The organism is Nocardia sp. GP40 (assembly GCF_050434125.1).
Lineage (GTDB): Bacteria > Actinomycetota > Actinomycetes > Mycobacteriales > Mycobacteriaceae > Nocardia > Nocardia albiluteola.
The window spans coordinates 319358-346236 of sequence record NZ_JBNPVW010000006.1; the positions used below are offsets into that span (position 1 = coordinate 319358).

The 26879-nt window shown below is 64.2% G+C and carries 26 protein-coding genes and 7 pseudogenes; 12 read left to right on the top strand and 21 right to left on the bottom strand.

The window, feature by feature from the left end:
- Window positions 1–5: 5 nt before the first annotated feature.
- Together ABH933_RS20445 and dmpG are read left to right on the top strand one after the other, a co-directional pair.
- On the top strand, window positions 6–986 hold the full coding sequence (locus ABH933_RS20445) for an acetaldehyde dehydrogenase (acetylating) (RefSeq protein WP_429425999.1): 981 nt from the start codon (window positions 6–8) through the stop codon (window positions 984–986).
- Window positions 983–2004, top strand: a pseudogene (gene dmpG / locus ABH933_RS20450) (4-hydroxy-2-oxovalerate aldolase). Before ABH933_RS20445 ends, dmpG begins: the two are co-directional and overlap by 4 nt.
- Here the strand turns inward: dmpG and ABH933_RS20455 are convergent.
- Both ABH933_RS20455 and ABH933_RS20460 read right to left on the bottom strand, forming a co-directional pair.
- A pseudogene (locus ABH933_RS20455) lies at window positions 1980–2189 on the bottom strand (hypothetical protein); the annotation flags it as partial. The pseudogenes dmpG and ABH933_RS20455 overlap by 25 nt on opposite strands.
- Before the next feature lie 88 nt (window positions 2190–2277).
- Window positions 2278–3306: a hypothetical protein gene (locus ABH933_RS20460; protein ID WP_429425997.1), complete on the bottom strand. Its 1029-nt coding sequence runs from the start codon at window positions 3304–3306 to the stop codon at window positions 2278–2280.
- Window positions 3307–3602: 296 nt separating this feature from the next.
- Between ABH933_RS20460 and ABH933_RS20465 the strand changes: the two genes are divergently transcribed.
- From ABH933_RS20465 to ABH933_RS20475, 3 genes are all read left to right on the top strand, one after another.
- Window positions 3603–5063: a protein kinase domain-containing protein gene (locus ABH933_RS20465; protein ID WP_429425995.1), complete on the top strand. Its 1461-nt coding sequence runs from the start codon at window positions 3603–3605 to the stop codon at window positions 5061–5063.
- A gap of 281 nt (window positions 5064–5344) precedes the next feature.
- Window positions 5345–5476, top strand: coding sequence for a hypothetical protein (locus tag ABH933_RS20470; protein ID WP_429455073.1), 132 nt, complete (start codon window positions 5345–5347; stop codon window positions 5474–5476).
- On the top strand, window positions 5455–5541 hold the full coding sequence (locus ABH933_RS20475; protein WP_429426037.1) for an RbsD/FucU domain-containing protein: 87 nt from the start codon (window positions 5455–5457) through the stop codon (window positions 5539–5541). Before ABH933_RS20470 ends, ABH933_RS20475 begins: the two co-directional genes overlap by 22 nt.
- 124 nt (window positions 5542–5665) lie before the next feature.
- On the opposite strand, the gene ABH933_RS20480 is transcribed toward ABH933_RS20475, so the two are convergent.
- The 3 genes and pseudogenes from ABH933_RS20480 to ABH933_RS20490 form a co-directional block, all read right to left on the bottom strand.
- Entirely contained in the window at window positions 5666–7153 is a 1488-nt protein-coding gene (locus ABH933_RS20480; RefSeq protein ID WP_429425993.1) for a UbiD family decarboxylase, read from the bottom strand.
- Window positions 7154–7165: 12 nt separating this feature from the next.
- Entirely contained in the window at window positions 7166–7495 is a 330-nt protein-coding gene (locus ABH933_RS20485) for a UbiX family flavin prenyltransferase (RefSeq protein WP_429425991.1), read from the bottom strand.
- Between the two features lie 157 nt (window positions 7496–7652).
- Window positions 7653–7760 (bottom strand): annotated as a pseudogene (locus ABH933_RS20490) (UbiX family flavin prenyltransferase); the annotation flags it as partial.
- Window positions 7761–7877: 117 nt separating this feature from the next.
- Between ABH933_RS20490 and ABH933_RS20495 the strand changes: the two are divergent.
- Window positions 7878–8978, top strand: a complete 1101-nt coding sequence (locus ABH933_RS20495) for an AraC family transcriptional regulator ligand-binding domain-containing protein (RefSeq protein ID WP_429425989.1) — start codon at window positions 7878–7880, stop codon at window positions 8976–8978.
- A gap of 323 nt (window positions 8979–9301) precedes the next feature.
- On the opposite strand, the pseudogene ABH933_RS20500 reads toward ABH933_RS20495, so the two are convergent.
- Window positions 9302–9996 (bottom strand): annotated as a pseudogene (locus tag ABH933_RS20500) (SDR family oxidoreductase).
- 32 nt (window positions 9997–10028) lie between these two features.
- Window positions 10029–10439 (bottom strand): DUF3224 domain-containing protein, encoded by a 411-nt coding sequence (locus ABH933_RS20505; RefSeq protein ID WP_429425987.1) that lies wholly within the window; start codon window positions 10437–10439, stop codon window positions 10029–10031.
- Between the two features lie 196 nt (window positions 10440–10635).
- Between ABH933_RS20505 and ABH933_RS20510 the strand changes: the two genes are divergently transcribed.
- Window positions 10636–10854, top strand: coding sequence for a hypothetical protein (locus ABH933_RS20510; protein ID WP_429425985.1), 219 nt, complete (start codon window positions 10636–10638; stop codon window positions 10852–10854).
- Here the strand turns inward: ABH933_RS20510 and ABH933_RS20515 are convergent.
- The 4 genes and pseudogenes from ABH933_RS20515 to ABH933_RS20530 form a co-directional block, all read right to left on the bottom strand.
- A complete protein-coding gene (locus ABH933_RS20515; RefSeq protein WP_429425983.1) occupies window positions 10829–12775 on the bottom strand; it encodes a glycoside hydrolase family 15 protein in 1947 nt (648 codons plus the stop codon). The genes ABH933_RS20510 and ABH933_RS20515 overlap by 26 nt on opposite strands.
- 487 nt (window positions 12776–13262) lie before the next feature.
- Window positions 13263–13934: an NADPH-dependent F420 reductase gene (locus tag ABH933_RS20520; protein ID WP_429425981.1), complete on the bottom strand. Its 672-nt coding sequence runs from the start codon at window positions 13932–13934 to the stop codon at window positions 13263–13265.
- Between the two features lie 15 nt (window positions 13935–13949).
- On the bottom strand, window positions 13950–14633 hold the full coding sequence (locus ABH933_RS20525) for an SDR family NAD(P)-dependent oxidoreductase (RefSeq protein WP_429425979.1): 684 nt from the start codon (window positions 14631–14633) through the stop codon (window positions 13950–13952).
- A 352-nt stretch (window positions 14634–14985) separates the two neighbouring features.
- Window positions 14986–15171 (bottom strand): annotated as a pseudogene (locus tag ABH933_RS20530) (transposase); the annotation flags it as partial.
- A 164-nt stretch (window positions 15172–15335) separates the two neighbouring features.
- Between ABH933_RS20530 and ABH933_RS20535 the strand changes: the two are divergent.
- From ABH933_RS20535 to ABH933_RS20550, 4 genes are all read left to right on the top strand, one after another.
- Window positions 15336–15770 (top strand): nuclear transport factor 2 family protein, encoded by a 435-nt coding sequence (locus ABH933_RS20535; RefSeq protein ID WP_429425977.1) that lies wholly within the window; start codon window positions 15336–15338, stop codon window positions 15768–15770.
- Between the two features lie 99 nt (window positions 15771–15869).
- Window positions 15870–16079 carry an SDR family NAD(P)-dependent oxidoreductase gene (locus tag ABH933_RS20540; RefSeq protein ID WP_429455071.1) on the top strand — a complete coding sequence of 70 codons (210 nt, stop codon included), beginning with the start codon at window positions 15870–15872 and terminating at the stop codon, window positions 16077–16079.
- A gap of 17 nt (window positions 16080–16096) precedes the next feature.
- Window positions 16097–16717 carry an SDR family oxidoreductase gene (locus ABH933_RS20545; RefSeq protein WP_429425975.1) on the top strand — a complete coding sequence of 207 codons (621 nt, stop codon included), beginning with the start codon at window positions 16097–16099 and terminating at the stop codon, window positions 16715–16717.
- Window positions 16718–17128: 411 nt separating this feature from the next.
- Window positions 17129–17509: a transposase gene (locus tag ABH933_RS20550; RefSeq protein WP_429455062.1), complete on the top strand. Its 381-nt coding sequence runs from the start codon at window positions 17129–17131 to the stop codon at window positions 17507–17509.
- Window positions 17510–17514: 5 nt separating this feature from the next.
- Here the strand turns inward: ABH933_RS20550 and ABH933_RS20555 are convergent, their stop codons facing one another.
- The 9 genes from ABH933_RS20555 to ABH933_RS20595 form a co-directional block, all read right to left on the bottom strand.
- Window positions 17515–18768: a DUF2087 domain-containing protein gene (locus ABH933_RS20555; RefSeq protein WP_429425971.1), complete on the bottom strand. Its 1254-nt coding sequence runs from the start codon at window positions 18766–18768 to the stop codon at window positions 17515–17517.
- Window positions 18717–19853: an alanine racemase gene (locus ABH933_RS20560; protein WP_429425970.1), complete on the bottom strand. Its 1137-nt coding sequence runs from the start codon at window positions 19851–19853 to the stop codon at window positions 18717–18719. The genes ABH933_RS20555 and ABH933_RS20560 overlap by 52 nt, the downstream gene beginning before the upstream one ends.
- A gap of 18 nt (window positions 19854–19871) precedes the next feature.
- A complete protein-coding gene (locus tag ABH933_RS20565; protein ID WP_429455063.1) occupies window positions 19872–20090 on the bottom strand; it encodes a hypothetical protein in 219 nt (72 codons plus the stop codon).
- On the bottom strand, window positions 20075–20695 hold the full coding sequence (locus tag ABH933_RS20570) for a class I SAM-dependent methyltransferase (protein WP_429455064.1): 621 nt from the start codon (window positions 20693–20695) through the stop codon (window positions 20075–20077). Before ABH933_RS20570 ends, ABH933_RS20565 begins: the two co-directional genes overlap by 16 nt.
- 2 nt (window positions 20696–20697) lie before the next feature.
- On the bottom strand, window positions 20698–21411 hold the full coding sequence (locus ABH933_RS20575; RefSeq protein WP_429425966.1) for a hypothetical protein: 714 nt from the start codon (window positions 21409–21411) through the stop codon (window positions 20698–20700).
- Entirely contained in the window at window positions 21401–22660 is a 1260-nt protein-coding gene (locus tag ABH933_RS20580; RefSeq protein WP_429425964.1) for an MFS transporter, read from the bottom strand. Before ABH933_RS20580 ends, ABH933_RS20575 begins: the two co-directional genes overlap by 11 nt.
- 10 nt (window positions 22661–22670) lie before the next feature.
- Window positions 22671–23849 carry a hypothetical protein gene (locus tag ABH933_RS20585; RefSeq protein WP_429425962.1) on the bottom strand — a complete coding sequence of 393 codons (1179 nt, stop codon included), beginning with the start codon at window positions 23847–23849 and terminating at the stop codon, window positions 22671–22673.
- 170 nt (window positions 23850–24019) lie between these two features.
- Window positions 24020–24187, bottom strand: coding sequence for a hypothetical protein (locus ABH933_RS20590; protein ID WP_429455065.1), 168 nt, complete (start codon window positions 24185–24187; stop codon window positions 24020–24022).
- A 407-nt stretch (window positions 24188–24594) separates the two neighbouring features.
- Window positions 24595–25101 (bottom strand): hypothetical protein, encoded by a 507-nt coding sequence (locus ABH933_RS20595; RefSeq protein WP_429426045.1) that lies wholly within the window; start codon window positions 25099–25101, stop codon window positions 24595–24597.
- Window positions 25102–25312: 211 nt separating this feature from the next.
- Here ABH933_RS20595 and ABH933_RS20600 point away from each other — a divergent pair.
- Window positions 25313–26308 (top strand): annotated as a pseudogene (locus tag ABH933_RS20600) (IS701 family transposase); the annotation flags it as partial.
- Window positions 26309–26329: 21 nt separating this feature from the next.
- Here the strand turns inward: ABH933_RS20600 and ABH933_RS20605 are convergent.
- Window positions 26330–26782: pseudogene (locus ABH933_RS20605) on the bottom strand (ETEC_3214 domain-containing protein); the annotation flags it as partial.
- Between the last annotated feature and the right edge of the window lie 97 nt (window positions 26783–26879).

The following is a 26879-nucleotide window of genomic DNA, read 5'->3' on the forward strand; positions in this document are numbered from 1 at the left end:
AAGATATGAGCGACAACAGTTTTCCGGTCAAGGTGGCGGTGATCGGATCGGGCAATATCGGCACCGATCTGATGATCAAGGTGATCCGGCACTCGAAGGTCCTCGAGATGGGGGCGATGGTCGGCATCGATCCGGCATCCGACGGCCTGGCCCGCGCCCACCGGATGGGCGTCCCCACCACCGCCGACGGCGTCCAGGGTCTGCTGGAACTGCCGAACTTCGAGGAGATCTCGATGATCTTCGACGCGACGTCGGCCAAGGCCCACGCCGCCCACGCGGCGATCCTGGAACCGCTCGGTAAGCGCCTGGTCGATCTCACGCCGGCGGCGCTGGGACCGTTCGTCGTCCCGGCGGTGAACCTGGACGAGCACCGGCACGCGGCCAACGTCAACATGGTCACCTGCGGCGGACAGGCCACCATCCCGATCGTCGCCGCGGTCTCGCGGGTCGCACCCGTTGCCTACGCCGAGATCGTCGCGTCCATCGCGTCCAAGTCCGCCGGACCGGGGACGCGGGCGAACATCGACGAGTTCACCGAAACCACCTCGCATGCGATCGAAACCGTGGGCGGCGCCCGCCGGGGCAAGGCGATCATCATCCTGAATCCGGCCGAACCGCCGATGATCATGCGCGACACCGTGCTCTGCCTGGCCACCGCGCCGGATGCCGCCACGCAGACGGCGATTCGCGACTCGATCGAGCAGATGGTCGCGCAGGTCGCCGGGTACGTTCCGGGTTACCGCCTCAAACAGCGGATTCAGATCACCGCCATTCCGGCGGACCAGCCGGTCCACACCCTGCAGCACGCGGACGGCGGGCCCGCACCCACCCACCAGGTCAGCGTGTTCCTGGAGGTGGAGGGCGCGGCGCACTACCTGCCCGCCTATGCCGGAAACCTCGACATCATGACCTCCGCGGCGATGCGCTACGCCGAATCGGTCGTCGACACGATCGCCGCACCGGCGGGACAGGGAACCCTGCGATGACCACGCGACTGTTCATTCAAGACGTCACGCTCCGCGACGGCATGCACGCCGTGCGCCACCGCATCACGCCCGACAACGTCGGCCGGATCGTCGCAGCGCTCGATGCCGCGGGAGTCGACGCCATCGAGGTCGCCCACGGCGACGGACTGGCCGGCGGGAGCCTGAACTACGGTCCCGGCAGCAATACCGACTGGGAATGGATCGAGGCCGCGGCCGACAATCTCACGCACGCCCGGTTGACGACCCTGCTGCTGCCCGGCATCGGCACCATCGAACATCTCGAGCAGGCCTACCGGCTCGGCGTTCGATCGGTCCGGGTCCCCACGCACTGCACCGAGGCCGACGTATCCGCCCAGCACATCACCACCGCGCGCGAGCTCGGCATGGATCCGGGTTCCTGATGATGTCCCACATGGCCGAGGCCGAGCAGCTCGCCGGGCAGGCCAAGCTGATGGAAACCTATGGGGCGCACTGCGTTTACGTCACGGACTCCGGCGGCCGGCTGACGATGAACGGCGTGCGCGACCGCGTCCGCGCGTATCGTGACACGCTCGATCCGGCGACCGAGATCGGCATCCACGCCCACGAGAACCTCTCGCTGTCGGTCGCCAATTCCGTTGTGGCCGTGGAGGAAGGCGTGACCCGCGTCGATGCCTCACTCGCCGGACACGGTGCGGGAGCGGGCAACTGCCCCCTCGAGGCGTTCGTCGCCGTCGCCGATCTGCACGACTGGAAGCACAACTGCGACCTGTTCGCCCTGCAGGACGCCGCCGACGATCTGGTGCGGCCACTGCAGGACCGGCCCGTACGCGTCGACCGCGAAACGCTCACCCTCGGCTACGCCGGTGTGTACTCCTCGTTCCTGCGCCACGCGGAGGCCGCGGCCCGGCGGTACGGATTGGACGCGCGCACAATCCTGTTGGAGGTCGGCCGGCGCGGACTGGTCGGCGGACAGGAGGACCTCATCGTCGACATCGCGCTCGATCTGGTTGCCGAGTCCAGCGCTGCAACAGCCTGAAAAGCTGAGGCCCACCGAGTAATCGCGTGCTGCACGATCCGGCGCGCCAGCCGCAGCGAGGTGTGTCCACCCATCGAATTGCCCACGAACGGAGCCTCTTCCCGGCCGACCGCGTCCAGGACCGCGGCGTCGAGATGATCGAGCCCGTCGACGGTCACCGCAACGGACTCACCCCAGCCGGGCATGTCGACGGCGTAGACGTGGAAGCGCTCGGCGTGCCCGGAGATGTTACAGCCCGGACTCGTGGTCGTCGGCGGCGCTACGTGCCGAGCATCAGTTGTGTGCGGCCGCCACGACGATCGGTGCCACCTGCTCGGCTTGCCCGCACGAGTCGAACGGGGGCGAGGTCGGGCTCTGGAGTGTGTCCGGTACCGGGTCCGACCCGGTTCCCTTCCTGGCGAAACTCACGGTGATGTCGATGAGGTGGGCGTCGCCGGTTCCGTGACTCGACTCCGGTCTGTAGCTCAGGCTCACCAAGCAGCCGCCGTTGTACTGCCGGGCCTCCACACCGGACAGTCCGGCTACCGTCACCCAGCGCTGGTCTCGCGCTTGTGCCGGGTCCGGGCTCATCGGGTTGTTCCGGGTGAACCGCAACTCCACCACCACGTCGGTACGGGACGCGTCGTCGGTGAGCCCGCTGGTACACGAGTAGGGCCCGATCCAACTTTTCGAACCGGCGTGCCAGGCGCCGGGTAGTGCGCGCGCGACCTGATCGACCGTGCGGCAGGGGTTCTTGCCGTACAGGCTCGGTTGTCCGAGTGTCGGTGCGACCGGGGCGAGTCGGTCGAGTGCGGGTCGCATCGCCAGGATCATGGCTTTCGCGGCGGCACAGGCATGCTGCGGACTCGCGGTGGGTACCTGCCCGGGCGGGGTGTACAGCGTGGTTTGGAGTTCGTAGCCGAAATCCTTGATCGCGGAGGGATAGTACGAATCGCAGCGGTCGTATACGATGCCGTCCCTGCCGGCCGTACGCTCGGGATCATCGAGGTGAATGCCGTTTTCGTCGATTCCCGTGCTGCGACCGCCGCCGAGCGTGATGTGAAATTCCGCACTGGGTTTGTCGCCGGTCAGGGCCTCCAGGGTGCACTGATCCAGATCGTTCCCCGGTACCGATACGGCTTTCACCTGCGGCCCATATTGTTTGGCCGTGTCGAGGTCGAACACCGAGCAGGGGTCGACCGCACGCAGCTTTGTCATGAGCGCGGCGGCATTCGTGGGCTTGGCCGGCTCCATCGGCGTGGCGGTGCCGGCAATGGAGTGCGATCCCGCCGAACAGCCCGCGAGTGCACCGATGGTCAGCAATACCCCCACCGTGTGTGCGGCTCGCCGAAATGCAGTACCGCGCATGGATTGCCGCCGCATGACTTTCCCCGTCCCGGTTGCGCTCGCCGAGGCGCCTGCCGACGGTCCCCCCGCATGATCGACAACATCGTAGACCGATACGCGCGAGCTTCGCCCGGCCGGACGGTACGGGAATCGCGTAACTCCAGTATCGTGTTCGCGTTCGCAAGGGCGGGAGGCATTCCCGGGCGGGGGCAGCCACGGTTGCAGGCGTCAGGGTCCGGATGCCAAGGGTGCAAGCATGATTGGATTACTCGATGTTGAACGAGGGTGATGTCTTCGCGGGCTACACCATTCGGGGTGTGCTTGGCCGCGGCGGCATGGGTTCGGTGTATCTGGCCCAGCACCCGCGACTGCCGCGTTTGGTCGCACTCAAGCTGTTGAATCGGGAACTGTTCGCCGACGACGAGATGCGCGCCCGCTTCGAACGCGAAGCCGATGTTGTTGCCAACCTCGATCATCCGGGCATCGTCATGGTCTTCGACCGCGGTGTCGAGGCCGGGCAGCCGTGGATTTCCATGCCGTACATCGAGGGTGTCGACGCCGCGTCGGTCGACCCGGTCGGCTACCCGCCGCAGTGTGCGGTGCAGATCATCGGGCACATCGCGGCCGCGCTCGACTACGCCCACGCGAAGGGTGTCCTGCACCGGGACGTCAAACCGGCGAACATCCTGCTGGCCAACGCGGCCGGGGGCGAGCGGGTATTCCTCACCGATTTCGGCATCGCCCGGCTACGCGACGACGCCAGTCACCTGACGCAGACCGGTTCGGTCAACGCGACGATCACTTTTGCCTCGCCCGAGCAGCTGTCCGGTATCGCCCTCGACGGACGCGCGGATCAGTATTCGCTGGCCTGCACGCTGTTCTGGTTGCTCACCGGCCGGACACCGTTCCAGTCGACGAATACCGCTGCGGTCATCGCGGGTCACCTGCAGCAGCCACCGCCACCGATCCGTGCGATCCGCCCGGACCTGCCACCCGCACTCGAGTCGGTACTCGCGCGAGGACTGGCCAAACGGCCCGAGGAACGTTTCGCGTCGTGTACGGAGTTCGCGACGGCCGCATGGCACGCACTGACCGTCCCGAATTTTGCCGCGAACAGACCCGTGGACCCAGCCATCGGAGCCGGCGCGCAATCAGTGCGTTCCGCCTCGCGCAAGCGGGTCGTCATAGGCGTCTGCACGGGACTGGTGATCGCGCTAGCGGTTGGAATCGGAGTTACTGTCACAATATTCGCGAGTTCGGGCCCGTCGAAGTCAGCGGTGAGCACGTCGAGCGCCGCGCCGACGTCGGCTGCCAACGTCGCCTGGAACCCGTGTTCCATATCCGATACCGATGCGCGGGCAGCCGGACTGAATCCGGAGAAGAAGACGCCCGACGTCGGCGCGGACAAAAAAGTCGGAAAGACCACCTGCACCTGGCTGAGTGACGACTGGTACATGCTGGAGATCGACTCCATCGCCCGTCATACGTTTGCCGAGTCCTTCGATCTCGAAAACCTGCTGAACCCGCAGAACGTGACCGTCGGCGGACGCCCCGCCGTACTCTTCCATCGCACCAACGACCCGGATTACTGCACGATCGGATTCGATATACCCGACAACCCCATCTATTTCGGCGCCGCGGCCAAGCTCTCTGCCGATCACAAGGGGGATATCTGTGCCGAAGCCACGCGGATGGCGAGTGTGCTGGTGAAGGATCTTCCGGCAGCGAAGTAATCGCGGTTGCCGGGCCGCTCTGCCGACCGCCGGCCCCGCAACTCCTCCGTTCAGCCTGTCCGCCGGACGTGGACCTCTGACCGACCGCCGCGATCTGCAACGCGGCCGAGTCGAAGCTTGATGCGTCGTGAGGTGTTGACCTACTTCGTCTCTCTATGCAGTCCACATGGGAATACCGACGGCCTGCCTCGCAGTGAGCGACGAAAGTATTTGCGAGGCAGGCCGATCAGCGATCGCCGGTACCAGGTCGGACTGCTGGCGGAGCAGCCCTTGCACCGACGATGTCAGCCTGGGCCAGCCGCGAGGTGACCACCGAAAACCCCGGCACCGCAGCATTGCTCGCCGAGCGCCTGAACACCGAATTGATCGACCACGAGGATTCGAACGCCGAATCGGCCGGTGTCGCTTCGTAGTCCGCACCGGCCAAGCCCAGCCCTACGCGAATATCCTGCTGCGGGCAGGGGTTCCGTGGTTGTGATGCCCCGGCAGGTCACCCACCTGCCCACGGTTTCCGCAGATGTGGGTCGATCCGGTCGCGGTCGGCTTCCCAGTCCGCATCGGCCGGGCCGACCATAGGCTCTCGACGCCGTGCTGCCGCTTCCTCAGCGGTACCCGTACTTCTGCCAGTTGGACAGCACGCGCTGCTGGATCTCGACGGGCCAGCCGTGTGCGAAGTCGCCCTTCACCGGGCGGCCGCCCTCCGGATACAGGTCGGCAAGCAGGCAATTGAAGATAACCTTGCCCGCCATGAAGGTGCGCTTTTCCTCCTCGTCCAGATAGATCGGCAGATCGTCGCTGAGCCGGTGCCGGTAGTGGAACTCGCCACGGTCGGGATGCGAGCGGGTGGCGAACGCCCAGACCACCTCGTTGATATTGGTGATGTCCACGTCGTCCTCGACCACCAGGATCTTCGGCGCGTTCACCGATGCCTTGCCGGTGAAGGCGACCTCGGCTATCCGATCGATGAGCTCACCGGCCGAGATGCCCAGCGTCTCGTGCCAATCGCTGCGCACCGACAGAGTAAGCCAGTGCATCGCCGCCTCGGGGGTGTGCCAGGCTGACGCGATCGGCAGCCCGGCCTCCCGCAGCTGGTAGAGGAGCTCCGCGCCGTGCATGGTGGCCGTGCAGGTGTGGTCCTCCTCGACCGGCGGCCCTGCGGCGACCACGGGCAGGATGGCGCCGTCGCGATAGGTGATGGCGGTGACGTCGAATCGCGCCTTGGGTGAGGCGACGGTCGCGTTGTAACCAGGGAATTCGTTGAACGGCCCCTCCAGCACCGTCTCCTCGAGCGCCACATAGCCCTCGATCACGATCTCCGCGGTGGCCGGCACCAGCAGGTCGACGGTTTCGGCGCGCACCACCTCGATGCCCTCGCCGAAATAGGCGCCGATGTAATCGCATTCGGAGACGTTCTCCGGCAACGGCATGCCGCCCACGAACGGCAGCCCGGGTTCGACGCCCAGCGCCAGCGCGATCGGCATCGGTTTGCCGAGCTCGGCCCACCTGGACCGGACGATGCCCAGGTGCTGCACCGGAGCGATCAAGGCGGCCAGCGTCTTCGGGTCGTGGATCATCATGCGGTTGACCGACCAGTTCGTCCACGAACCATCCGGGGTCTGGGCGATGTTGATGCCCCAGGTCTCGATATAGCGACCGCCGTCGTTACCGTGGATGCGCGGAACCGGGAACGCGGTCAGATCCACGTCGTCGCCGAGCCGGATGTTCTGCTTGCAGGGCGCCGTGTCGCGAGGCACCTCCACCGGCGGGATGCCCGGCTTGCTCCGGGCGGCGACCAGCGCCTCCATCAGCTCCTGGCCGTGCGCCCCGGCGGGCAGCCCGAGGGCCATGGTGATCCGGGCCAGCTGATGCTCGGGGCCGCTGAACGCCCCGGGCGCGCCCAGCACCCGGAATCCGCTGTCGCCATATCCGGTGACGTTGGTGAAAAGCGGTGCCGGGGCCCGCAGATCATAGGATCGCCGGATGACCGCACCGATCTCGAGGTCCCAGTCGACCTCGTGGTCGATGGTCTGCAACTCGCCGATCCGTTCCAGTTCGGCGAGAAAATCTCGCAGGCTCTTCAGATGCTTCACAGCTGTTCTCCTTTAGTCGATCGAGTCCTCGCCCCAGCGGGCCAGGTCCGGTATGTCGATGCCCAGCAGATCGAGGGCGCGACCCACGGTGTGGTCGACCAGTTCCTCGATGCTGCCGGGTCGCAGGTAGAACGCGGGCACCGGTGGCATCACGACGCCACCCATCTCGGTGACCGCGGTCATCGCCCGCAAATGCCCCAGGGTGAGCGGGGTTTCGCGCACCAGCAGCACCAGCCGGCGGCGCTCCTTGAGCGTCACGTCCGCCGCCCGGGTGAGCAGGTTGTCGCCGTTGCAGTAGGCGATCGCCGACAGCGTGCGAATCGAGCACGGCGCCACCAGCATTCCCGCCGTCCGGAACGAACCCGACGCGATGGCCCGCCCCGATGTCGGCAGGCCGGTACACCACGTCCGCCATCGCCGCCAGATCCCTTGCGGACAGTTCCGTCTCGTAGGCGCGGGTCTGCTGCCCGGCCGGCGTCACCACCAGATGGGTCTGCACCCCGGCCTTGCGCGCCAACTCCAGCGCGCGAATCCCATAGGCGATCCCGGTCGCCCCACTGATTCCGATCACCAGCCGTGGTGGCTGTCCGGCCCTTGTTTCCGACACCGCCCCAGCGTCGCTGTGCGGGCGCGACCGCGCATAGGACCGTTCACGCCGGGCGGGGAACCGAACATGTCATGTATTGGTGGGCGGACTGTCGGTGGAACTTCCTAGGATGGTCCGGTGGACCCCGCTTACAGTGCAATACTCGCCCGCTGCGTGCTGGAAACGGCAGGCCAGGGCGTCGACAACCGGGTGCTGCTGCGCGAGGCCGCGCTACCGGAGACGGTATTGACCAGCGAGCACGGCATGATCTCCAGCCGGGGCTATCTGCGGCTGTGGGAATGCACCGAGCACCACCAGGACGCGTCGGAGGTCGGGCTGCGCATCGCCGACACCTATCGGATCGGCCGGTTCGGCATCTACGACTATCTGTTCGCCACCGCACCCACGGTGGCCGCGGGGCTGGCGGCGGTCCGGCCACACGGCGGCAGCATGACCACCAACCACATCTACGACGTGAACGAAGGCGGTGACGGTGACGAGCGGACCACGGTGCTCCAGCTGGTCGAGGGCGAGGGCAGAGGCGCCCACCTGACCGTGCAGGCCGCCTATGCCAGCACCCTGGCCCGGATCCGGCACACCAGCGGCGAGCCTGTGACGCCGATCCGAATCACCTTGCGCGAGAATCCGCCCCGCCGCCTGCGCGCCTACCGCGAGGCGTTGGGGACCACCCGGATCGAGTTCGGCGCCCCGGTGGACAGCATGACCTTCCGGACGCGCGATCTGGCGCTGCCGCTGCGTACCGCCGACCCGGTGCTCGCGGAAATCCTGCGCCGGTATGCCGATTCGCTGTCCACCCCGATCCTGGACGGCGTTCCCTGGACAGAGCGAGTGCAGCGCTGCCTGGCCGAGGCGCTGCAGACGGGTGACGCGTCGCTCGGTACGGTGGCGCGTTGCCTGCTGGTGAGCCCCCGTACCTTGCAGCGCCGGCTGGCCGAATCAGGCACCAGCTGGCGACAAGAACTCGATCGAGCGCGCTGCGCCGCCACCGAGCAGTCGGCTGCCACCGTGCCCAGCGTTGCGGCACTTGCCCGCCGAGTCGGGTACTCCGACGCCCGGGCCCTGCGCCGCGCGCGACGACGGTGGCAGGACGTCCCCCGCGCGGACGGAATGCGTGCGGTAATACCGGCAAAAGATCAGATGGACAGCATCGCCATGACGAAGACGGTGATCGCCTCCGCTCCGCACGCAGCGGCCGCCATCGACCCGCTCCGGCGCTAAAACGAAGAGCACGCTCCACGGCCCGGCCGCGGCAGGTTCATGGAATCGATTGCACCCCAGGTTGACGCACCCCTGGGTCGCCGAGCTGGGGCAGCTGCCGGCCATCAAGGGCGCCTCGACATCGCACGATTGCCCTCCGGGCGATACCGAAACCGGTGTGGTTGTGGCACTCGGTCGTCGACCTCGCCGCCGACCCGAGACGACGGCGGGAGAAACCCGCTGCCCCGCAACGACTTACACCCGCCCGCGTCCGACGAGGGTTTCGGCACCTCCGCGGAAACATCGCCTGTCCCGCCGGTGCACCGAAACCCTCACGACCCGAGCTAGACCGTGCCGCCGTTGACGCGGATGTTCTGCGCGGTCACCCAGCCGCCCACGTCGGAGGCCAGAAAGGTGACCACTGCGGCGATCTCTTCCGGGCGGCCGAGCCGGCCGAAGGCGCTCAGCGCCTCCAGGCCCGCCAGGAACTCCAGGCTCTTGCCGATGCGGTAGGTCTCGGTCTCGGTGGCGCCGGGGCTGACGGTGTTGATACTGATCCCGCGCTTGCCGAAGTCTTTGGACAGGATGTGGGTGAACTGCTCGACCGCGCCCTTGGTGGCGTCGTAGACGGCATAGCCCGGCAGCATCAGGGCGGTGGTCGAGCTGGAGATGGTGATGATTCGCCCACCGTCGGCCAGCTTGTCCCAGGCCAGCTGCAGGCCGTTGAACACGCCCTGATCGCCACCGCCGCATTGTTCACCAGGATGTCCCAGCGGCCGTAGCTGTCGATTAGCCGGTCCACCATGGCCGCATACTCGTCCCGGTCGCGCACGTCGGCGGCCAGGTCGATGACCGTACCGCCGGACGATGTGATCTCGGCGACCGCGGCCGCGGCCACCTCCGGGGTGTGCGGGTGATTGATCGCCACTCGCGCGCCCGCCGCGGCCAGCGCATGCGCGATGGCCTTGCCGATGCCGGTAGCGGCGCCGGTCACCAGCGCCACCTTTCCGGTCAGTGCCGGATCAGGGTTCTCGGACATGAGAGCTCCTCGGGTTGATTGGCACTGCGGATTCACTCGAACCAGTAGTCCAGCCAGACCTCAGCGCCCTCACCGAGATTCGCCTTGAATCCGCCGGTGCCGCGCAGGCCGACCAACTCGCCGGTGCCCGAGCCGGGCACCACGAACCAGTCGCCGCTGACGATGCTCCCGGCCACCGTGCCCTGGTCTTGCAGCAGGAAGGTGCCCGCCCGGCCGGCGATCGTGCCGGTCACCCGCTCGATGCCGACGAAGCTGGCGCCCCCGTCGGCGGTGGCGGACTGCAGAAACTCCACCACCCCGTCGCCGTCGATGTCGCCGCTGAAGCCCTCCTCGACGTGGATGCGGGTCAGCACGGGACCCTCGGCGGGTTCATCGTAGGCGGCCGGCTCGTACTTGTATACGGTGATCCGAGCGGCGGCGTGGGTGGTTTCGGGAGTGCTCACAGGAAGTTCCAATCTGGTCGTAGGTATCAGGCACCCAGCGTCGCAGCAGGATCGCGGTGCCGGATAGGACCGCCGGTGCCACGGCCGGGACCGAACGCGTCAGAAAGCACCAGCCGCAGCGCGTGGGTGGGAGCATGATCGCACCGGGACCGCGACGGCGCAGAACTGAAGCACCACGGTCGAGAAGTTTCTGAGCATGGACGTCGAGGGCCAATGGTGCTTCAACCAAGTGGGCGGCCTCGAGGTGGCCACCACCCCGGAGCGACTCGCCGACCTGCACCGCAAACAGGGATGGGCGACATCGTGGGGTATCGCCGGCACGGTCATCGATCCCGCGGAATGCCGCGCCGCCGCGTGGCGCCTGGCAGCGCTCCCGGCAGCGGGCGTCCTCAGATGTGGATGTATCCGCTGGTGAGCGTCGCGTCGTCGAGACGAGGCGCGATGGATTCTCCACCGAGCGCCGTGCGCAACTCGATCTGCTCGTCCCGCACGACATGCATGACGGCGTTGATCAGCGCGAGGTGGGTGAATGCCTGGGGATAGTTGCCCCAGTGCCGGCCGGTCACGGGGTCGATCTCCTCGGCGTAGAGGCCCAATGGGCTGGCGTAGCCGAGAAGTCTTTCGCACAACTGCTTTGCACGGTATTTCTCGCCGATTTCCGATAGCGCGGACACCAGCCAGAACGAGCAGATCGTGAAGGTGCCTTCATCCCCGGCACAGCCGTCGTCGGTTTCGTCGGTGCGGTAGCGCAGGACGAGTCCGTCGCTGGTGAGTTCGTCGGCGATGGCGAGCACAGTTTTTCGTACCCGTTCGTCGTCGGGTGGAAGGAAACGAACCAGCGGGATGAGCAGGGTCGAGGCGTCCAGTGCCGTGCTGCCGTAGTACTGGGTGAATACGCCCCGCGAGTCGACCGCGTTGGCGCAGATGTCGGCACGGATGTCGTCTGCTGCCTGTTGCCAGCGGGCAGCGCGTTGGAAGTCTTGGTGGATGCGGGCAAGGCGTGCGCCACGATCGGCGGCGACCCAGCACATGACTTTACTGGAGGTGAAATGTTGCGGCTCTCCACGCACTTCCCAGATGCCGTGGTCGGGTTCGCGCCACACTGCGAGCGCGCTTTTGACCGCCCAACGCAGCAGCGGCCAGGTGCGCGCGTCGATCTGGTCTTGATTACGGGCGTAGAGGTAGACCGAGTCCAGCGCTGCACCCCAGACGTCGTGCTGGCGTTGGCGATAGGCGTCGTTGCCGATACGCACCGGGCGGGAGTTCTCGTACCCGCGAAGGTTGTCCAGCGTGTGTTCACGCAGGTCGGTTTCGCCGCCGATGCCGTAGACGATCTGCATGTCCCCGGCGTTTTCGGCCAGGTTGATGATGTGCGAGAAGTAGTCGTTGGCTTCCCAGTTGAAGCCCAGGGTGTACAGACCCCACAGCGCGAAGGCCGAGTCCCGGATCCAGGTAAAGCGGTAGTCCCAGTTGCGTTCTCCGCCAGGGGTTTCCGGCAGTGAGGTGGTGGGGGCCGCGACGATGGCCCCGGTCGGGGCGAAGGTCAGGCCTTTGAGGGTCAGGGCGCTGCGGGTGAGCTGGGCGCTCCACGGGTGGTCCGGAAACCGGCCGCCGGCAAGCCAATGCCGCCAGTGGTGCACGGTCCTCACCAGCCGTTCGCCGGCCTCCTCTGCGGTTTCGGGAGCCGCTCGGCTACCCCACGAGAGCGCACAGTAGCGGGTGTCACCACTCTTGAGCAGGGTACGGGCGACTGCTCGCGAGCCCTCGAGTCCGAGGCGCAGGTCGGTGGTCAGCCGCAGCGGCAGATCGATGCCGTCGGCGCCGGCCTGGGCGATGTGGTAACTGTCGAGGTATTCCCACGTAGCACGAGTTCGGCCGTAGTCGTAGGCAGGCTGGCAGTCGAGGACGAATGGGATCTGTCCGGTCTCGCAGTGCACGGTGCGCAGCAGGATGTGTTCGGAGTCGTAGTCGGTGGGCGCGCGGCGGTGAGCACTGCGGCCGGGCTGCTGGTGCCGCCACGGGCCGACCAGCAGGACATCACGCACAGTCGCCCACCCTTCGCCGCTACGCCAGCTCGTCTCCATGACCATCGTCCCGGGGATATATCGGCGATCGGCCGGGGTCGTGATGTCGTCGGGAGCGAAGCGAAACAACCCGGCGGAACGATCGAGGATGGCCCCGAAGACGCTGGGCGAATCCATCCGGGGCAGGCACATCCACTCGATGGCGCCGCTGGGCGCGATAAGGGCGGTGACCTCGGAATCGGAGATGAACGCGTAGTCGTCGATGCGCGGAAAAGCCGAGACCCGGGGTGTGTGTTCCGGATGATCGTTCATGCGGTGCTCCCGTTCGTCACCTGCTCGATCCGGTTCGGACGCTGCTTCGATCCTATGGCCGGCTTTGTATTTGCCATAGCCGCGGCCTCGATCCGGTCCGCGACACCGTCGCCGTAGGCAGCCACAACCACTCTCGTGATGCCCTGGGGCTACTCCCAGGGCATCACTGTGTTGGCGCCGGATTCCGGCCGGTTACGCCACTACTCCCGCGACGTCCAGGCAGATGCCATCGGGGCATCTTCATGTCAGTAGCCGGTGAAGTCTTCTCCGGTCTCGATATTGCGGTACTGCTCGATACTTTTCTGATAGTCCGCGATGACTGCGCCGGCCAGGAACAATAGCCGTCGATGGAGATGCGCCCCGGCCACCCGGACCGTGATCGAACAGGTACCCCAATTCCTGTAGAGGAAACACTCTCGAGTTTCGCGATCCGGCGGTAGCCTTTGCCCCAGGCTGGGTCCATCCTGCCGGGGTCGGGCCCAGGGCGTCAGAGGATGAACGGTCCACGGTCAAGGGTAGTTCGCATGCCTTGTGGGGTGAAGATTCCTAGCAGGCCGGGGAATAGCACTCCACCGGGATCGAGCGGCGCGGATTGGGCCAGTGTGCCGACTCGGATCGGCACGAACCCGGTTTGGGTGATGATGTCTGCGGTGATCGATGCGGTGTCGTTGTCGTCTGCCGCGTATCCGATGGCATTCTTTCCTGGTTCCCGGCGGCCCCGCAGCCATAGCGTCTCGGCGAGTTGGTGCGAGAAAGCCCGTGCCACCGTGGATTTCGGAAACAGTTCGGCGGTCACGGTTCCGGAAGTCTTGCCACCGAAGTCCTTGATGGTCATGACGCCGCCGTCGTGCCAGAGGAACGGGTTCGAGGGGTCGATGATGACCGTGCCTGCCAACTGATTCCGGTAGAGGTCGGCGAACGATGCGACGGCTGCGTTGGGGATCGCCAGGATCACTACTTCTGCTCGATCGATCGCTTCTTCGATCGTACGGACCTGATAGTCGATATCTTCTCGTTGGTAGTCCGGTGGAGTGAATGCTTCTGGCCGTCGCGCTCCGATGATTACTCGGTTTCCGGCCAGGATCAGGTGACCAGCCAGTGCGGACCCGATCAATCCTGCACCGACTACCGCGATCCGGCGTGGACGTCCGTTTGTCATGCGTGGTCGTTCCCTTCATTTTGCAACTGCATTGCAGGTTCGAAGACTCGCGACACCCGCGTTACACCAGTGCGACCAATTGCAGGTTGATGATGTATTTGACGATGAGCGGCGCGGTGATGCCTTATCCAAACATCCATTGGCCGCCGTTGACGTGGATAACCGCACCAGTGATAGCCGCTGAACGTGTCGAGCACAGGAAGGCGCACGCCCATGCCAGCTCCTCAGGCGTCGGCTGTCGTCGGATGGGGATGGCAGTTCCCCGTTGACATGCACCACCCGGCCCCAGCCGCGTTCGCGCATGCCGGGCACGAACGCTTTGGCCAGGTACCAGGAGGCGGTGAGCTGCTGGTTCAGGTGGTAGTGCCATTCCTCATCGGTGATCTCGAAGAAGTCCTTGTAAAGCCGGCGGGCTGCGTTGCTGACATAGATATCCACGCCGCCGAATGTCGCCTCGGCCTGGGACCGCATGCGCTCTACTGTTGCTTTGTCCGCGACGTCACCCAACACCACGAGGGAGCCGACGCCGAGATCCCTGGCCTCCTTGGCCACTGAGTCGGCTTCCGCCTGGTTGCTGCGGGTATTGACAATGACGTTCGCGCCGCAGCCAGCCAGCTCGAGCACGATCGCCCGCCCGATATTCCGCCCCGAGCCCGTGACCAGTGCTGTCTTCCCTGCAATTCCGAAGACGTCGCTCATGTGCGCCCGCCTTTGATACAGAACCTGCGCTGGATGGTGGTTTCAACATGGGGTGCCCGGCACTATCCCGACGGGGGCATCACGCCAGGTTCACCACCCGTCGCACCATAATCGTCTCGCTCCGCTCACAAGAGTCAAGCACCAGCTTCGGCGTCCTTGTAGGTCGTTCTACGCGGTGCCGACAGCATCCTTGACGGCAGTTGCCCCGGCGGGGAGTGTCGGCGACTGGTCAGATGGGCGGCGGGACCGTTCCGTGAATGCGACCGATGAAAGTAGCGAAATCGGCCATGAACTCGGTGAGGAACCGCTTAAGACCGTGTCTCATGTCGTTGATTTCGCCACCTTCTTGTACCCAGGCGCAACCGCTGGTCAGCACAAACACAACTGCAGTGAACACCGCACGCTCGTCGGTCGGCGCGGTACCGGCACCCTGCGGATGTGGGGTGAACTCCGGTAACAGCGGCTCGGCCGAAGCCCACAACTCGTCCGGGACAAAGCGTTTGGACAACTTATCGACCGCAAGTCGAGCTCCGCTGATCGCCACCACCGCTGCCGCCCGGCGGGTTGCTGCGTTGCTCATCGGCCGAGCAGCGCATCCTTACGCCAGTAGCGCGCTCACCCTGCTGTCAGTGTGTGCCAGCGCCGTATCAGCCGCAGATCGTACGCTGCTGCTCGCAATCAAGCCTAGAAAGGACACATGCAGTGGCGCAGCAGGACCCCAAGATTCGGGTAATCGGCGACTTCTTCGACGCCTACACGCGGTACGACCGGGACGGAATGAAAGCCGTGCTGGCCGATGACATCGCATGGACGATCCCCGGTCATCATGCACTGTCGGGCACGAAGCACGGACTCGAGGAGGTCGTGGCGTTCTTTGATCAGTTGGCGCGGGCGGGCATGAAGGCGGAGACCTTCTTCCTCGAAGCCAACGAGGAATACGTTGTCGACATTCACCGCGGCTACTCGACAGAAGGCGACGGTAAAGTAGACACGCTGTGGGCTCTGGTGTGGCACTTCAACTCCGAAGGCAAGGTGGATCGGGTCGACAACCTCTGCCTCGACCAGCACCAGATGGACACCTACATCTGGAACAACTTCACCCTCGCACCCCTGCCGACCCGGTTGGCGGCTCGCTAGTCTTCGCGTGGAAGGACAAGTGAGCCAATACATTCGCCCGGCCCCGCACCTACCCCGAGCGGCGAACGCGATCGCGCTGGTCGCCGGGGTAATCGGGGCATCGGGCGGGAGGTGTGCCGGCAGCTCGCCGAGCGCGGGTACACCGTTCTGTTGGGCGCTCACACAACCGATTCCGCGAAAGCGGCCGCAGCGGCGGTCGGCGCCGTGCCGCTGCGACTCGACGTCACCGACGAGGAGAGCATCGCCGATGCGGCGCGATGGGTCGAACGCGAGTACGGCCACCCACTGCCCTGTAATGAAATCCACTAGAGCAAGGAATATTCGCCGTGTCGTATCTGGTCATCGGAGGAACCGGGCGGACCGGTCGCCGGGCCGCCGAACTACTGCGCAAATCGAATCGGGACGTCGTCATCGGCACCAGGCACCCGCGCGGGGCCGGCATGGTGGCCGTAGACCTGTCCGGTGCACTGAGTCCCGAGCTGCTGCGCGGCGTCGAGGGGGTGATCGTCTCGGTCGAACCGCCAGTCGATGATGCTGGGGCCGCTGCGGTGCTGCACCGTGGAGTTGAGAATCTCGCGCACCAGGCCGCCGAACACGATGTTCCGGTAGTGCTCTTGTCCCAGATCTACATCACCCGCGCCGCAGCACATCCCGACATCGCCGGCATCATCCGGGCCCGCGCCGCCGGCGAGCAAGCATTGCGGGACAGCGGCGCCCGCTATGCGATCGTCCGCCCGGCCTGGCTGACGAACTCCCCCGCGACCGGCGCCCGGTTCGAACAGGGCGACCACGGCGACGGACAAGTCAGCCGGGACACGGTGGCCCGGGCGACGGTCGAGGCACTGCTGACGCCCGAAGCGCACGGCAAGACCTTCGAGTTGTACGACGCTGCGGACACGATCGATTGGCGCAGCGCTCTCGCCGACCTGGTCCCGGACCGCTGGTAGGGGTGGATGAGCATTCATCGGGTGCAGGCGCTCGCGGCGGCCACCACCACGGTCTCGCTCGGCTGCGAGGACCCGATGGTGAGAGCAGGCCGGAATGGGCGGTGAAACCGGCATGCTGAGCACACGCAGCGCCGTGCTCGGCGGCGCGTTCTCGGATAGAGGCGGCGCAGGATGGGCACCGGCTCCACCGTACATGCGACGGGGCGCCACTCATTCGCCCGCGCATGTACGGGTCCAGCGACAGGTACAACGTCTGCAGCAGCGTCCCGCTGGGTCGCGGCGCGGGTGAACTCGCCAAAAATCCGATGAAGTTCGAGATAAGCCCTGATCGGGGCCCATGCTCTCGGCACTGACGCGCTCAGCATCGAACGCGACCTCGACGGCCTGGCAGCACTAGGCGTGCGGCACTTGATGGCGGCCTACGACCTGCGGCAGGACAAGCTGTACGGGCACATCAAGCCGCGCAAGACCCGGACGCTGTTCCTGGAGTTCTGCCGGTACCTGCGCTCGCTCTACCCGCCCTACATGCGCCTGGCGCTGGTCATGGACAACTTCTCCCCGCACCTGAGCACCAAGAAGGACTCCCGGGTCGGGGACTGGGCGTCGGCCAACAACGTCGAGATCGCCTACACCCCGACCAACTCCACCTGGCTCAACCGCGTAGAGGCCCAGTTCACCGCCCTGCGCTACTTCGCCCTCAACGGCACCGACCACGCCAGCCACCGCGAGCAGGGCAGCATGATCCGCCGCTACATCATCTGGCGAAACCGACACGCCCACCGATGCCGGTGACTCGACTACACGGCCCGTTTGTATCTGCCTTGCGCACGGACCAGATGCCCTTTGTCGACCAGTTCACGGCGAAGAGTGGCGAAGTCGGGGTCGAATAGTGAACAGAGTTCGTTGACGTGCGACTCTTCGACCCAATCAGTGGGGCTCAGGTGATTTGCGATTGCCCCGAGAAACAATGCTCGATCGGTGAGCGGCTTCGCCTGTGACGACGAGGGGGCCCGTTTCTCCAGCGCAAGGAAACGGGACCAGAATTCATCGCTGACGGCCAGTCCGCCCTGGGCACGAACCAGCACGCCGGTAGCGCTCAGGCGGGCCACGGCGGCCGTAATCTTGCGCTGCGTCATACTCAACCTGGACTGTAGCGTGCTGACCGATGTACTGCCGCTGCCTACCGCGAACACTACTGAGCGGATCGAGGGGTCTGCGAGCATCCTCAAGGTATCGACTGCTTGGTCGGCGAGACGGTCAGGATTGTGGAAATTCATGTGAGTAAATGGGATTGGGGCCCCGCACAGCGCGGCCATCTCCCGCTCGAACGATGACACGCTCGGAGTTTCCGAGGGGAATCGTCGCCGAACCAGGCCTATCCCCATCTCACCGGACCTCCCTACCAGCGGCACGGAGAAAACTTCCACGTCATCGGGATGGCTGTGCAGAATCGCGGCCCACAGAGGATGGGGGACAGGGGTCGAGTCAAGCTCGCTGCCGGACAAGTACGGATTGCGGAAGGCCAGAACCCCACCAGGTGCGATACGGGGCCACAGTATGCGCAGGAGGCGTGCGTGGTCGACGATGGATCCGGTGGCAACGAACACGAGGTCGAAGCAGCCTAGCCGGTCCAGGCCATTGAGTGGCTCATCGAAGACAGTGGTGCCGCGCCGCTCAAGGAAATCGAAGCGCTCTTGTTGCTCGGACAGGAACTGATGGGCTCGGGTGGCGGCCGCGCTGACCGACGTGTTGTGCTCGAATACGACGATTGCGGGCCGATATCGGGAGTTTGGTTGTTCATGTATGGCGGACTCCGCAGCCAGCGCCAGAAGGGCTGCCGAGTCGTCGGCACCGATCCCGAGAATTGTTGCAGGCCGCAGCATTCGGACCAAAGCTGCGATCAGAGCCTCCAAGGCCCCATCGCTCGGCATAATCGGCCCATGCTCGCCGCCAGGGACGCTCACGCTGCAAACCTCCTGTGTCGCATCGCCATTGCCGATCAGATTACGGGGTCGGTGGAACTGTAGTAGCCGGTCGACAGCCGTGGCCATGCGTCGGTGATGTCCCCACCGTGGTCGACGACCAGGAATTCGCCGGGCACGTTGACCAGCTCACACACCTGGCCCGGGTAGACAAACAGACGGCTCCCTACCGCGGGCACAGGGCCGTCGACTGGCTTCGACGAGGTCGAATTCGCCTCCATCTTGTCGAACAGCACACGCCCGTTGGGTGTGGCCGCCGCCACCGGCTCCGCTATGCCGGGATAGGGATCCCATCGCCCGAAAACGTCCGCACCAGCGTCAATGGTCACAATACCGCCGACGTTGGAAGTCACCGTCGCCACCACACCGACCGCGATGTCCTGGGTGGCACAAACACCGATTTGGGCCAGACCCCAGTCGGCGAGGACGTAACTGGCTCCGGCCACTTCGTCGACCCCTTCGACGGCCAGGGCGCCGCGGGTCACCGCAGTGGAGCCGCACAAGATTCTGATATCTTCTCCGAACCCCGCCTGGTGAAGCCGATCACGTAGACCGACCAGGAGCTCAGCCTCGTTACGGCCCAGCACGTCGAAGGGCAGCCAGTTGCGCTCCTCAGCACGGGTGTAAATGCTCCGATATGCCGTCAATCCCGTCAGTTCCAAGTGTGGTGACCTGGCGATCATGGCACACAAAGCGAAAACCGCGCCTTCATCGCAGCCTCGCAGGCCGCTGTCGACCTGCACTCGAACTGGCAGCACCACCGAACACCGTTCGGCTGCGGCGGCGTAGCCCGCGGCAAGTTCGATGCTGTCGACGTCCACAGTTATCCGGTGCCCTTGATAGACGAGCTCTGCCACACGTTGCCACAAATCCGGTTTGATATGGATCCACGACAACACGAAGTCCGCCATCAGCCCCTCTCGAATGATCCATTCGATCTCTCTCAGACGTGACACCTCGAAACCGACGGCGCCTTGATCGAGTTGCGTTCTGCTCAGCGCTAATGTCTTGTGCGCCTTGAAATGGGGGCGAACAGCTTTCCCGTGCTGGTCCGCCTTACGCTGCCACGTCTCGAGGTTTGCTACTGCCACCGGCTGACACAGCACGGTCGATGGCGTGCGCGGTACCGCGTCGGTGCAGGTGGTGTACCACACGGTTCTGCTCCTTGAATGTCAGTTGAATACAGGTGCAGGAGGGACTGCATCGATGCCTAGCAGTTGAGTCAGTTCGCTCATCTCATCCTCGTAGTGTTCGAACAACAGCGGCTCTTCTTGATGTTTGTGGATGACGAGCATCCCTCCCTGCCTGCATTTGTGGTGTTCGGGGAAGACCGTGAACTCCACGGATCGCAGGTCACCACGGATGTGCCGGCGGATCAGCTCGTTGAGCACCGGGGTGCGGATGTCACGCAGCGAGCGTCGGCCGGGGGGCCGCCCGCGATCGCCACCGGCAGGGGGACGAATGGTTCATGCATGAGGACATACGCCTCGTCGGCCAGATATGGCCAGATAGCATTCAGGAATCGGATGTCTTCGACAGGGTCGCCGGCATCCAGCCACACCAAATCGAGCGGTTCGAGTGTGGGCAGCACATGTTCGGCTTCTACAAAGAAGTCGCCAGTCACAAACCTGAGCAGATCCGACCATCCGCGTTGCTCGGCGATGGTCGTGACGGTATCGGCGGTGGAAGGCTGCACGGAGAAGTCCTCGAAAACCGTAAGAACAGGCATATAAGGGGCGAGTATGTCGCGTGGCACGAGGACCGACAATCGCTCGTCGCCCCGTTCGTCGCCGGATACCACTGCCTGGTCATAGGCCAGTTCGGAACGAACGTCATCCAGTGCCGACAGCAGAAACATTGTCGTCGTACCCGCACCTATTTCCAGCAGGCTCTTTGGGTGGATCATCTTCACGATTGCGCCGAGCATCGGTGAAACGTTTTCTGTCCCCATTCCAATTTGGGTCATACGCTGTAGTTCATCAGGGGAAAATGTCATGATTATCGCCTTTCGAGCGAAATGAAGCCGAGGCCGGCCAACTCCAGGAACAGGGATCGCTCGGCGTTGTTCGCGTCGAGCCAGGTCGCTGTGCGGCTACCGTCCAGTTCGTACCACCATGCGGTGGCGCCGGGGGAGAGTTTCAAACGGTAGCCGGTGGCGAACACCAATATCCGTGCACTGCCGTCAGCTTCGTTGTTGACCAGGGTGTCGCCCGAACAGCGAACAATCTCGTTGTCGCGGAGCGGGTGTGCATCCCATCCGGTCGCCGTTACAACGCCGTTGACCAGCATCGACCGCAGCACAGCCTCGGGCGGCCCAGGTAGCGGATGTACTGCGGGCGTATCAGCCCACATTCGAGCGAACTCCGCGACCGAAATCCCGGCGGTCAACAAGTCTGCCAGGTGCGGAGCGAGCTCATACACTGTGGCAGTTCGTGGTTGGTAGAGCCCGGTTACCACCGTTCCGGAGTTCCGCCGCAGCAGAGACGGCCCCGCCGGGGAGGAGATAGTGTTCGGAGCCAATCGGACTTTCAGACTCGGGTCGATCGGTGGATACGAACGAAGATCCGACGGTGATGCGCATTTCTCGGCCACAGTCACGTATGCGCTGACAGGAGATTTCTGGTCTTCCGGCAACCAGAGGTACTCCCATAGCTCCGGCAGTCTCGCTCCGGCGAATGGTGAGTATGCGGTCATGAACGGATCAATGGACATGTGTGCCCCCTTTCATCTGGGGTGTTAACGTGTCCGGCTGCGGTCGACCCGACCGCAGGATGGACGGCAGGACCGCGATGGCAGCGACTATGGAGACCATGGCCGCTAGGACCAACGCGGGCCGGGCTGCATGCGGGTCGACGAGTCCGCCGACACCCATGCCGATGATGGCGGCCGTTTGCAAGGTAGCTATGTAGGCTGAAACGACAGATCCACGAACGGAATCTCGGGTCGACTCCAGGACCAGCGTCCGCAGGTACGCATTCTGCAGCGCATTCCCGATGCCACCGACACCAAAGAGCGCAAAGGTTGCGTATGAGTTGGCGGTCGCGACTGCTACGCCGAAACCGGTTGCGTGTACAATCCCGGACGCGACTGCCAGCAGTGCCGGTGTCAGTTTCGTTGTGATTGGGATAAAGCGGACCAGGAGGGGGCCTATGAGCAACCCGATACTCCAGGCTGTCAGCAATAGTCCGTACATCTCGGCACCAAAGCCGAGGTTGAAGCGAGCATAGAACACCAGAAGAACATCGAAAACTGCGGAGGCTAGAACGATGACGGCGATGGCAGTCAACGGCGGCCACACTCGCGAATCTTTGAGGACCTGCTGAAACCCTACGAGGAGGTGCCTGCGGGACGTCTGCTCCGGCTCGGAGGTATCTGCCGCAGTGCTTCCATTTCGGAATTTATCAACCACCGAGGCAAAAATCAGTCCTGCGAGAACATAGGACACTGCGACGGCGCTCAGCGCGAACCGGTAGCCCACGCCACCGACGAGCAGGCCGGCGATGGGCGGCGCAACCAGGAAACCTCCACTGCGGATCGCTTCCAACGCGGCGCTTCCCTGCGGCACATTCTGTTTCAGGTGACGCATGAACTCTGGGAGCGCGGTGATGACGGCGCTACTGCACGCTGCGGCGTTTAGGCCAAGAATCGCGATCACCGCAAGCAGGACGGCAAAATTCCGCACATTTCCGATAACTAGGACAGTCACGCCCGCCGCGAAAACTGGAACGCTGATCGTAATACGCAACGGGTATCGATCGATAAATCGCCCGATCCACGGGGAAAAGACAATTGAGGGCATTGTGACCACGATCATCATTGCAGATATCCGTGCAGACGATGACGCCGTCGCAGCCAAGTTGATGGTCGACGCTACCACGGCAACCTCGTAACCGATGGTTGCCACCAGTACCGCAAACCCGACGGCTGTGATCGTCAGCCAGGAGTGCAGCGGCGTCCTCATCCGGCCCTGTTCACGATGCGGCATCGAGCGCGCCCCAATCAACCAGCAAGTTATGAAGTGCGGCGCAATCCTCTGGTATGCCGCTCACCGCGTAGGTGACGCCCGCGGCGACCTCCTGCAGCCAGGTCACAACACTCAGCTGATTGGATACCGCCGCCACGTAGCCCTGACTGGACACCAACAACTGCTCTTTGTCGGTGGGATCGTCGGCAAACACGAGCAGAGCCTCCGGCCTCAGGCCTACGCGATCGGAGTCCGCCGCCGGCACATCGGCGCCGGGGCGCTCGACGTCAAGCTGAAATGAGGTCATCGACGTCATCCACCTCGCCGTTGCAGCACGTTCGGCTGCACCGCTGTCGAGGGCTTGTGCCAACTGAGCAAAGATCGCCCGAACAGCGGCTGGGTTGATCGATGTACCGTCGCCGGTGCTCGGCGCAAGTTCCGTCGGCGGCTCGACGACCTGCTGCAAGCTGTACATGGCTTCGGACACTGAATTCTGTGTTTCGAAGAGCGCAAAGTTCACGGCAACGGTCGGCCGCGTCGGCGACTCGCCGATATGAAACTCATCGGAGGGGAAGTAGGTCATGCCTCCGGGCACCCCATGTAGCACAGTGGCCGACTCGCGAATGCTGTCATAATTGAGTGTCCGCTTCGGAATTTTGTTACCCATCTTAGATGGCCATGTGAGAAGGTATTTCGGCCCTCTCAAGGTAAAGCTGAAATTATGCGCGAAGTCTTGATGAATGCCGACACTTGTGCTCTGATAGTGGCCCATGAAGATATCCATGTCGACATGTCCGAGGGGTTGGACACCGAGCTCGTGACGTACGTCGTTTGCGAAGTCGCGGGCCCTGTCCCACAACGCAGATGATACGGTGTGAATGCCGGACGCGGCCACGGACCAAGGCGAAGATCCAGATTGGTCGTCGATGCGCTTCAGGTAGCCATCAAGTCCTGTATCAGACTCCACCGGCAGATAGGCGGCCTCGGCGTCGATCGCCAATGGATGGTTATCCAAGGTCACACGCAGCGTAAAATCTGGATACCGCTCGCGGTTGGAAGCACCGTCGACCAGGGCTTTCCAGATCAATGACTCGTCAACTCCGACCGCAAGGGGAGATTCAATGACCTCCAGCGGTCGTCTACCCCATCGAGTACGCAGCGTCGCCCAGAGCTCTGACTGATCCATCGATTACGGCCCCCTAATATCAAAGCATATGAAATGCGGAATAAAATACTCTCGATGCAGTACGGTCGAATGTTTCGGCCTAGGAAAGCACTCAGTGCATCGAATTATGGATATGATCGCGCCCAGCCAAGCTGGGCGCGATCATATCGAAATACCTACCGCAGACGCCCTCAGCTTGTGGCGAACGCCACCTTCGACGCGCGAACCGGAGCACTATCCCGGGCGAACGCCACCTTCGACGCGCGAACCGGAGCACTATCCCGGGCGAACGCCACCTTCGACGCGCGAACCGGAGCACTATCCCGGGCGAAGGTTGCACCAATTGCATTGTCGATCATTTTGACTCCTTTGATTTAATACCCCCGCAAGTCATCGACGAGATAGTTCTCACGCCATCGCATACGGGATGCAGTGAAACTTCAATGGTTAGATTTGTCGACGTCAAAGTTCTAGATTAGAGCCCCCTCTCATGCCGTTCCAGTAGTCGCGCAGCCCTCTTGGAGGGAAGTGCAGTTAGACCGATGCTCCGGCCTAGTTTTTCTTACGCCAGGAATTTCCCGGGATCAGTCGTTGACCGCTCTATCCCGCGGCGGAGTTTCATTGTTACAGCGATATAGAGTCGCCCGTTACAGGGCAGGTGGTTTGCCTCCGGGACTCACATATCTTAGGATTCATCACCGTGAGATTAGCACCTACTGATTCCCCCTTGTCTTGTCACCGATCGTAGTTAGTGACTATCAACCAGTCAAGGGGCCTTTCGGGGTTGCGGTCGTGTCGGCAGTTTGACAAGGGCCCCGGCAAAGTCAGTTTCAGCAGGTGAGCAGTAGTTCGGCGGGCCGGTGGAAGTCGCGGGCGTGGTGTCGTAGCGCGGCGGCGACGCGCTGCCGATGCAGACCTGGCTGCGGTCCTCGTCGAAGGTGACGTCGCGGACGTGGTGGACGGAATTCTCGATCCGCCAGTGGCCCTGCAGCCATTCGGCGATCTGCCGGTGGTCCGCGTCGGTGACCGCGGTGTTGGCGATGTAGTTTTTCAATCGGCCCCAGATCCGCTCCACCGTGGGCCCCAAATTCGACGGTTCAACCTCGCTGAAACCCTTGGCTTCCTCGACAGATGGGCAGAAGCGGTCTACTACCGCTGCATGGAGCAGGCATGCCTGGAAAGCCTCACCGACCGTGACACCGACGGTCTTCTGATCCGATCCGTTGCCTGCATGGCGGAGGCGCTCTACCAACTCGCCGACCACTCCCACCACGACCCATCCCTGATCGTGGACTACCTGGAACGACTAATCGCGATGATCCCTGCCACCGCCACCCTTCACCCCGAAGAAGCCGGCGAATCGATCCGCGTCGCATCCGACACAGTGCACGCCCTACGACGCGTCGGCGCCAAGCATCCAAGACTGCAGACCCTTACCTCCGCCCTACACGACTTTCAGCGGATAATTCCCTCGCCCGGTTAGCCGGTTGCAGCACTTCCTGAATCGTTCCCGGTGGGACGCTGATGAACTGCGCGATTGCCTGCGCTCGTATGTCGCTGAGGCGCTGGCCTGCCCGGATGGTGTCCTGGCGCCGGATGAGACCGGATTTGTGAAGAAGGGGGTGAAGTCGGCGGGTGTGCAACGCCAGTACTCGGGAACGGCTGGACGGGTAGAGAATTCGCAGCTCGGAGTGTTCCTGGCCTATGCCGGGCGCTCGGGTCGGGCGCTGATCGACAGGGAGCTCTACCTGCCCGAGTCCTGGATCAGTGACCATGACCGCTGCGCCGAGGCAGGAATTCCCGAAAGCCGTTGCCGTCAAGGGGTTATCACGAAGCCACGGTTGGCCGAGGCGATGATCGCCCGCGCCTTGGACGCCGGCGTGGTTGCCGGGTGGGTGGCCGCGGATTCCGCCTACGGGCGAGACGGGAAGTTCCGGGCCTTCTGCGAGGCTCGCCGCCTGTCCTATGTGGTCGAGGTCCCGGTCAAGCAAACCGTGGCCGACCTCGACGGTCGCCGACGTGTCGACACCCTCATCGGCCGCGCTCCCGCTCAGGCATGGCATCGGGTCTCGTGCGGTCCCGGAGTCCGCGGAGAACGCGAATACGACTTCGCCTGGGCCACCTTGCCCTGCTTCGGTGATCTCCCAGCCGGGTTCGTGCGCACCCTGCTCGCCCGCCGATCCCTCGACGACCCTGCCGATATCGCCTACTACCTGTGTTTTCACCCCGGCACTGTTACCCGGGAACAGATCGTCACCGTTGCCGGAGCCCGGTGGGCGGTCGAGGAATGTTTTCAAGCTGCCAAGGACCAATGCGGCCTGGACCACTACCAAGTCCGCAAATGGGAGCCTTGGTACCGGCACATCACCCTGGCCATGCTCGCCCACGCCTTCCTCGCCGTCACCGCTGCCACCGACCCAAAAGCCCACGCGGGCTGGGCCCGATCACAGTCGCCGATATCCGCCGTCTCCTGGCGATAGCACTGCGCCCCGCCCGCGAACTCACACACGCCCTGGCCGCCTGCCGCTGGCGCCGACACCACCAAGCCCACGCCCGACAACTCCGCTATCGACGAAAACGATTACAAAGCAACGAAATACAACTGTCGTGCTAGTGCCGGACTTCCCGGGAAAGTACGACAGATAACGGCCGTTGTTCAGGGAATCGGTCGTCTCGTCGGACGTCTCGCCCGTTGCTGTCTGCGCGTGAGCCAGCGGCGTCGAGTTCAACGAGACGATCGAGCCATCGGGTGCCGTCAGGGTAGGAGTGAAGTCTGGGCTGCACGACACCACCGAGTATGCCTCCACTCGACTCGCGCTATCGACGATGATGTCGACGAAGTGTTCACGGCGTATGTAGGTCATCTGCCGCCATCCCTGCGCGGCGGGGCCCTGCGAGTACGTGAGGGTGGGCGGCCCCAGCTTGGACTCGAAGTACTCCAGATTTTCTCCGGCGTGAAGAGAATTGGCCGGCTACCGCAGCAGCCTCCTGCGCGGCAGAGTCGGGCGAACTGTCTTGGTCCATCCTGCTCTCCATCCACGCGGACGATGG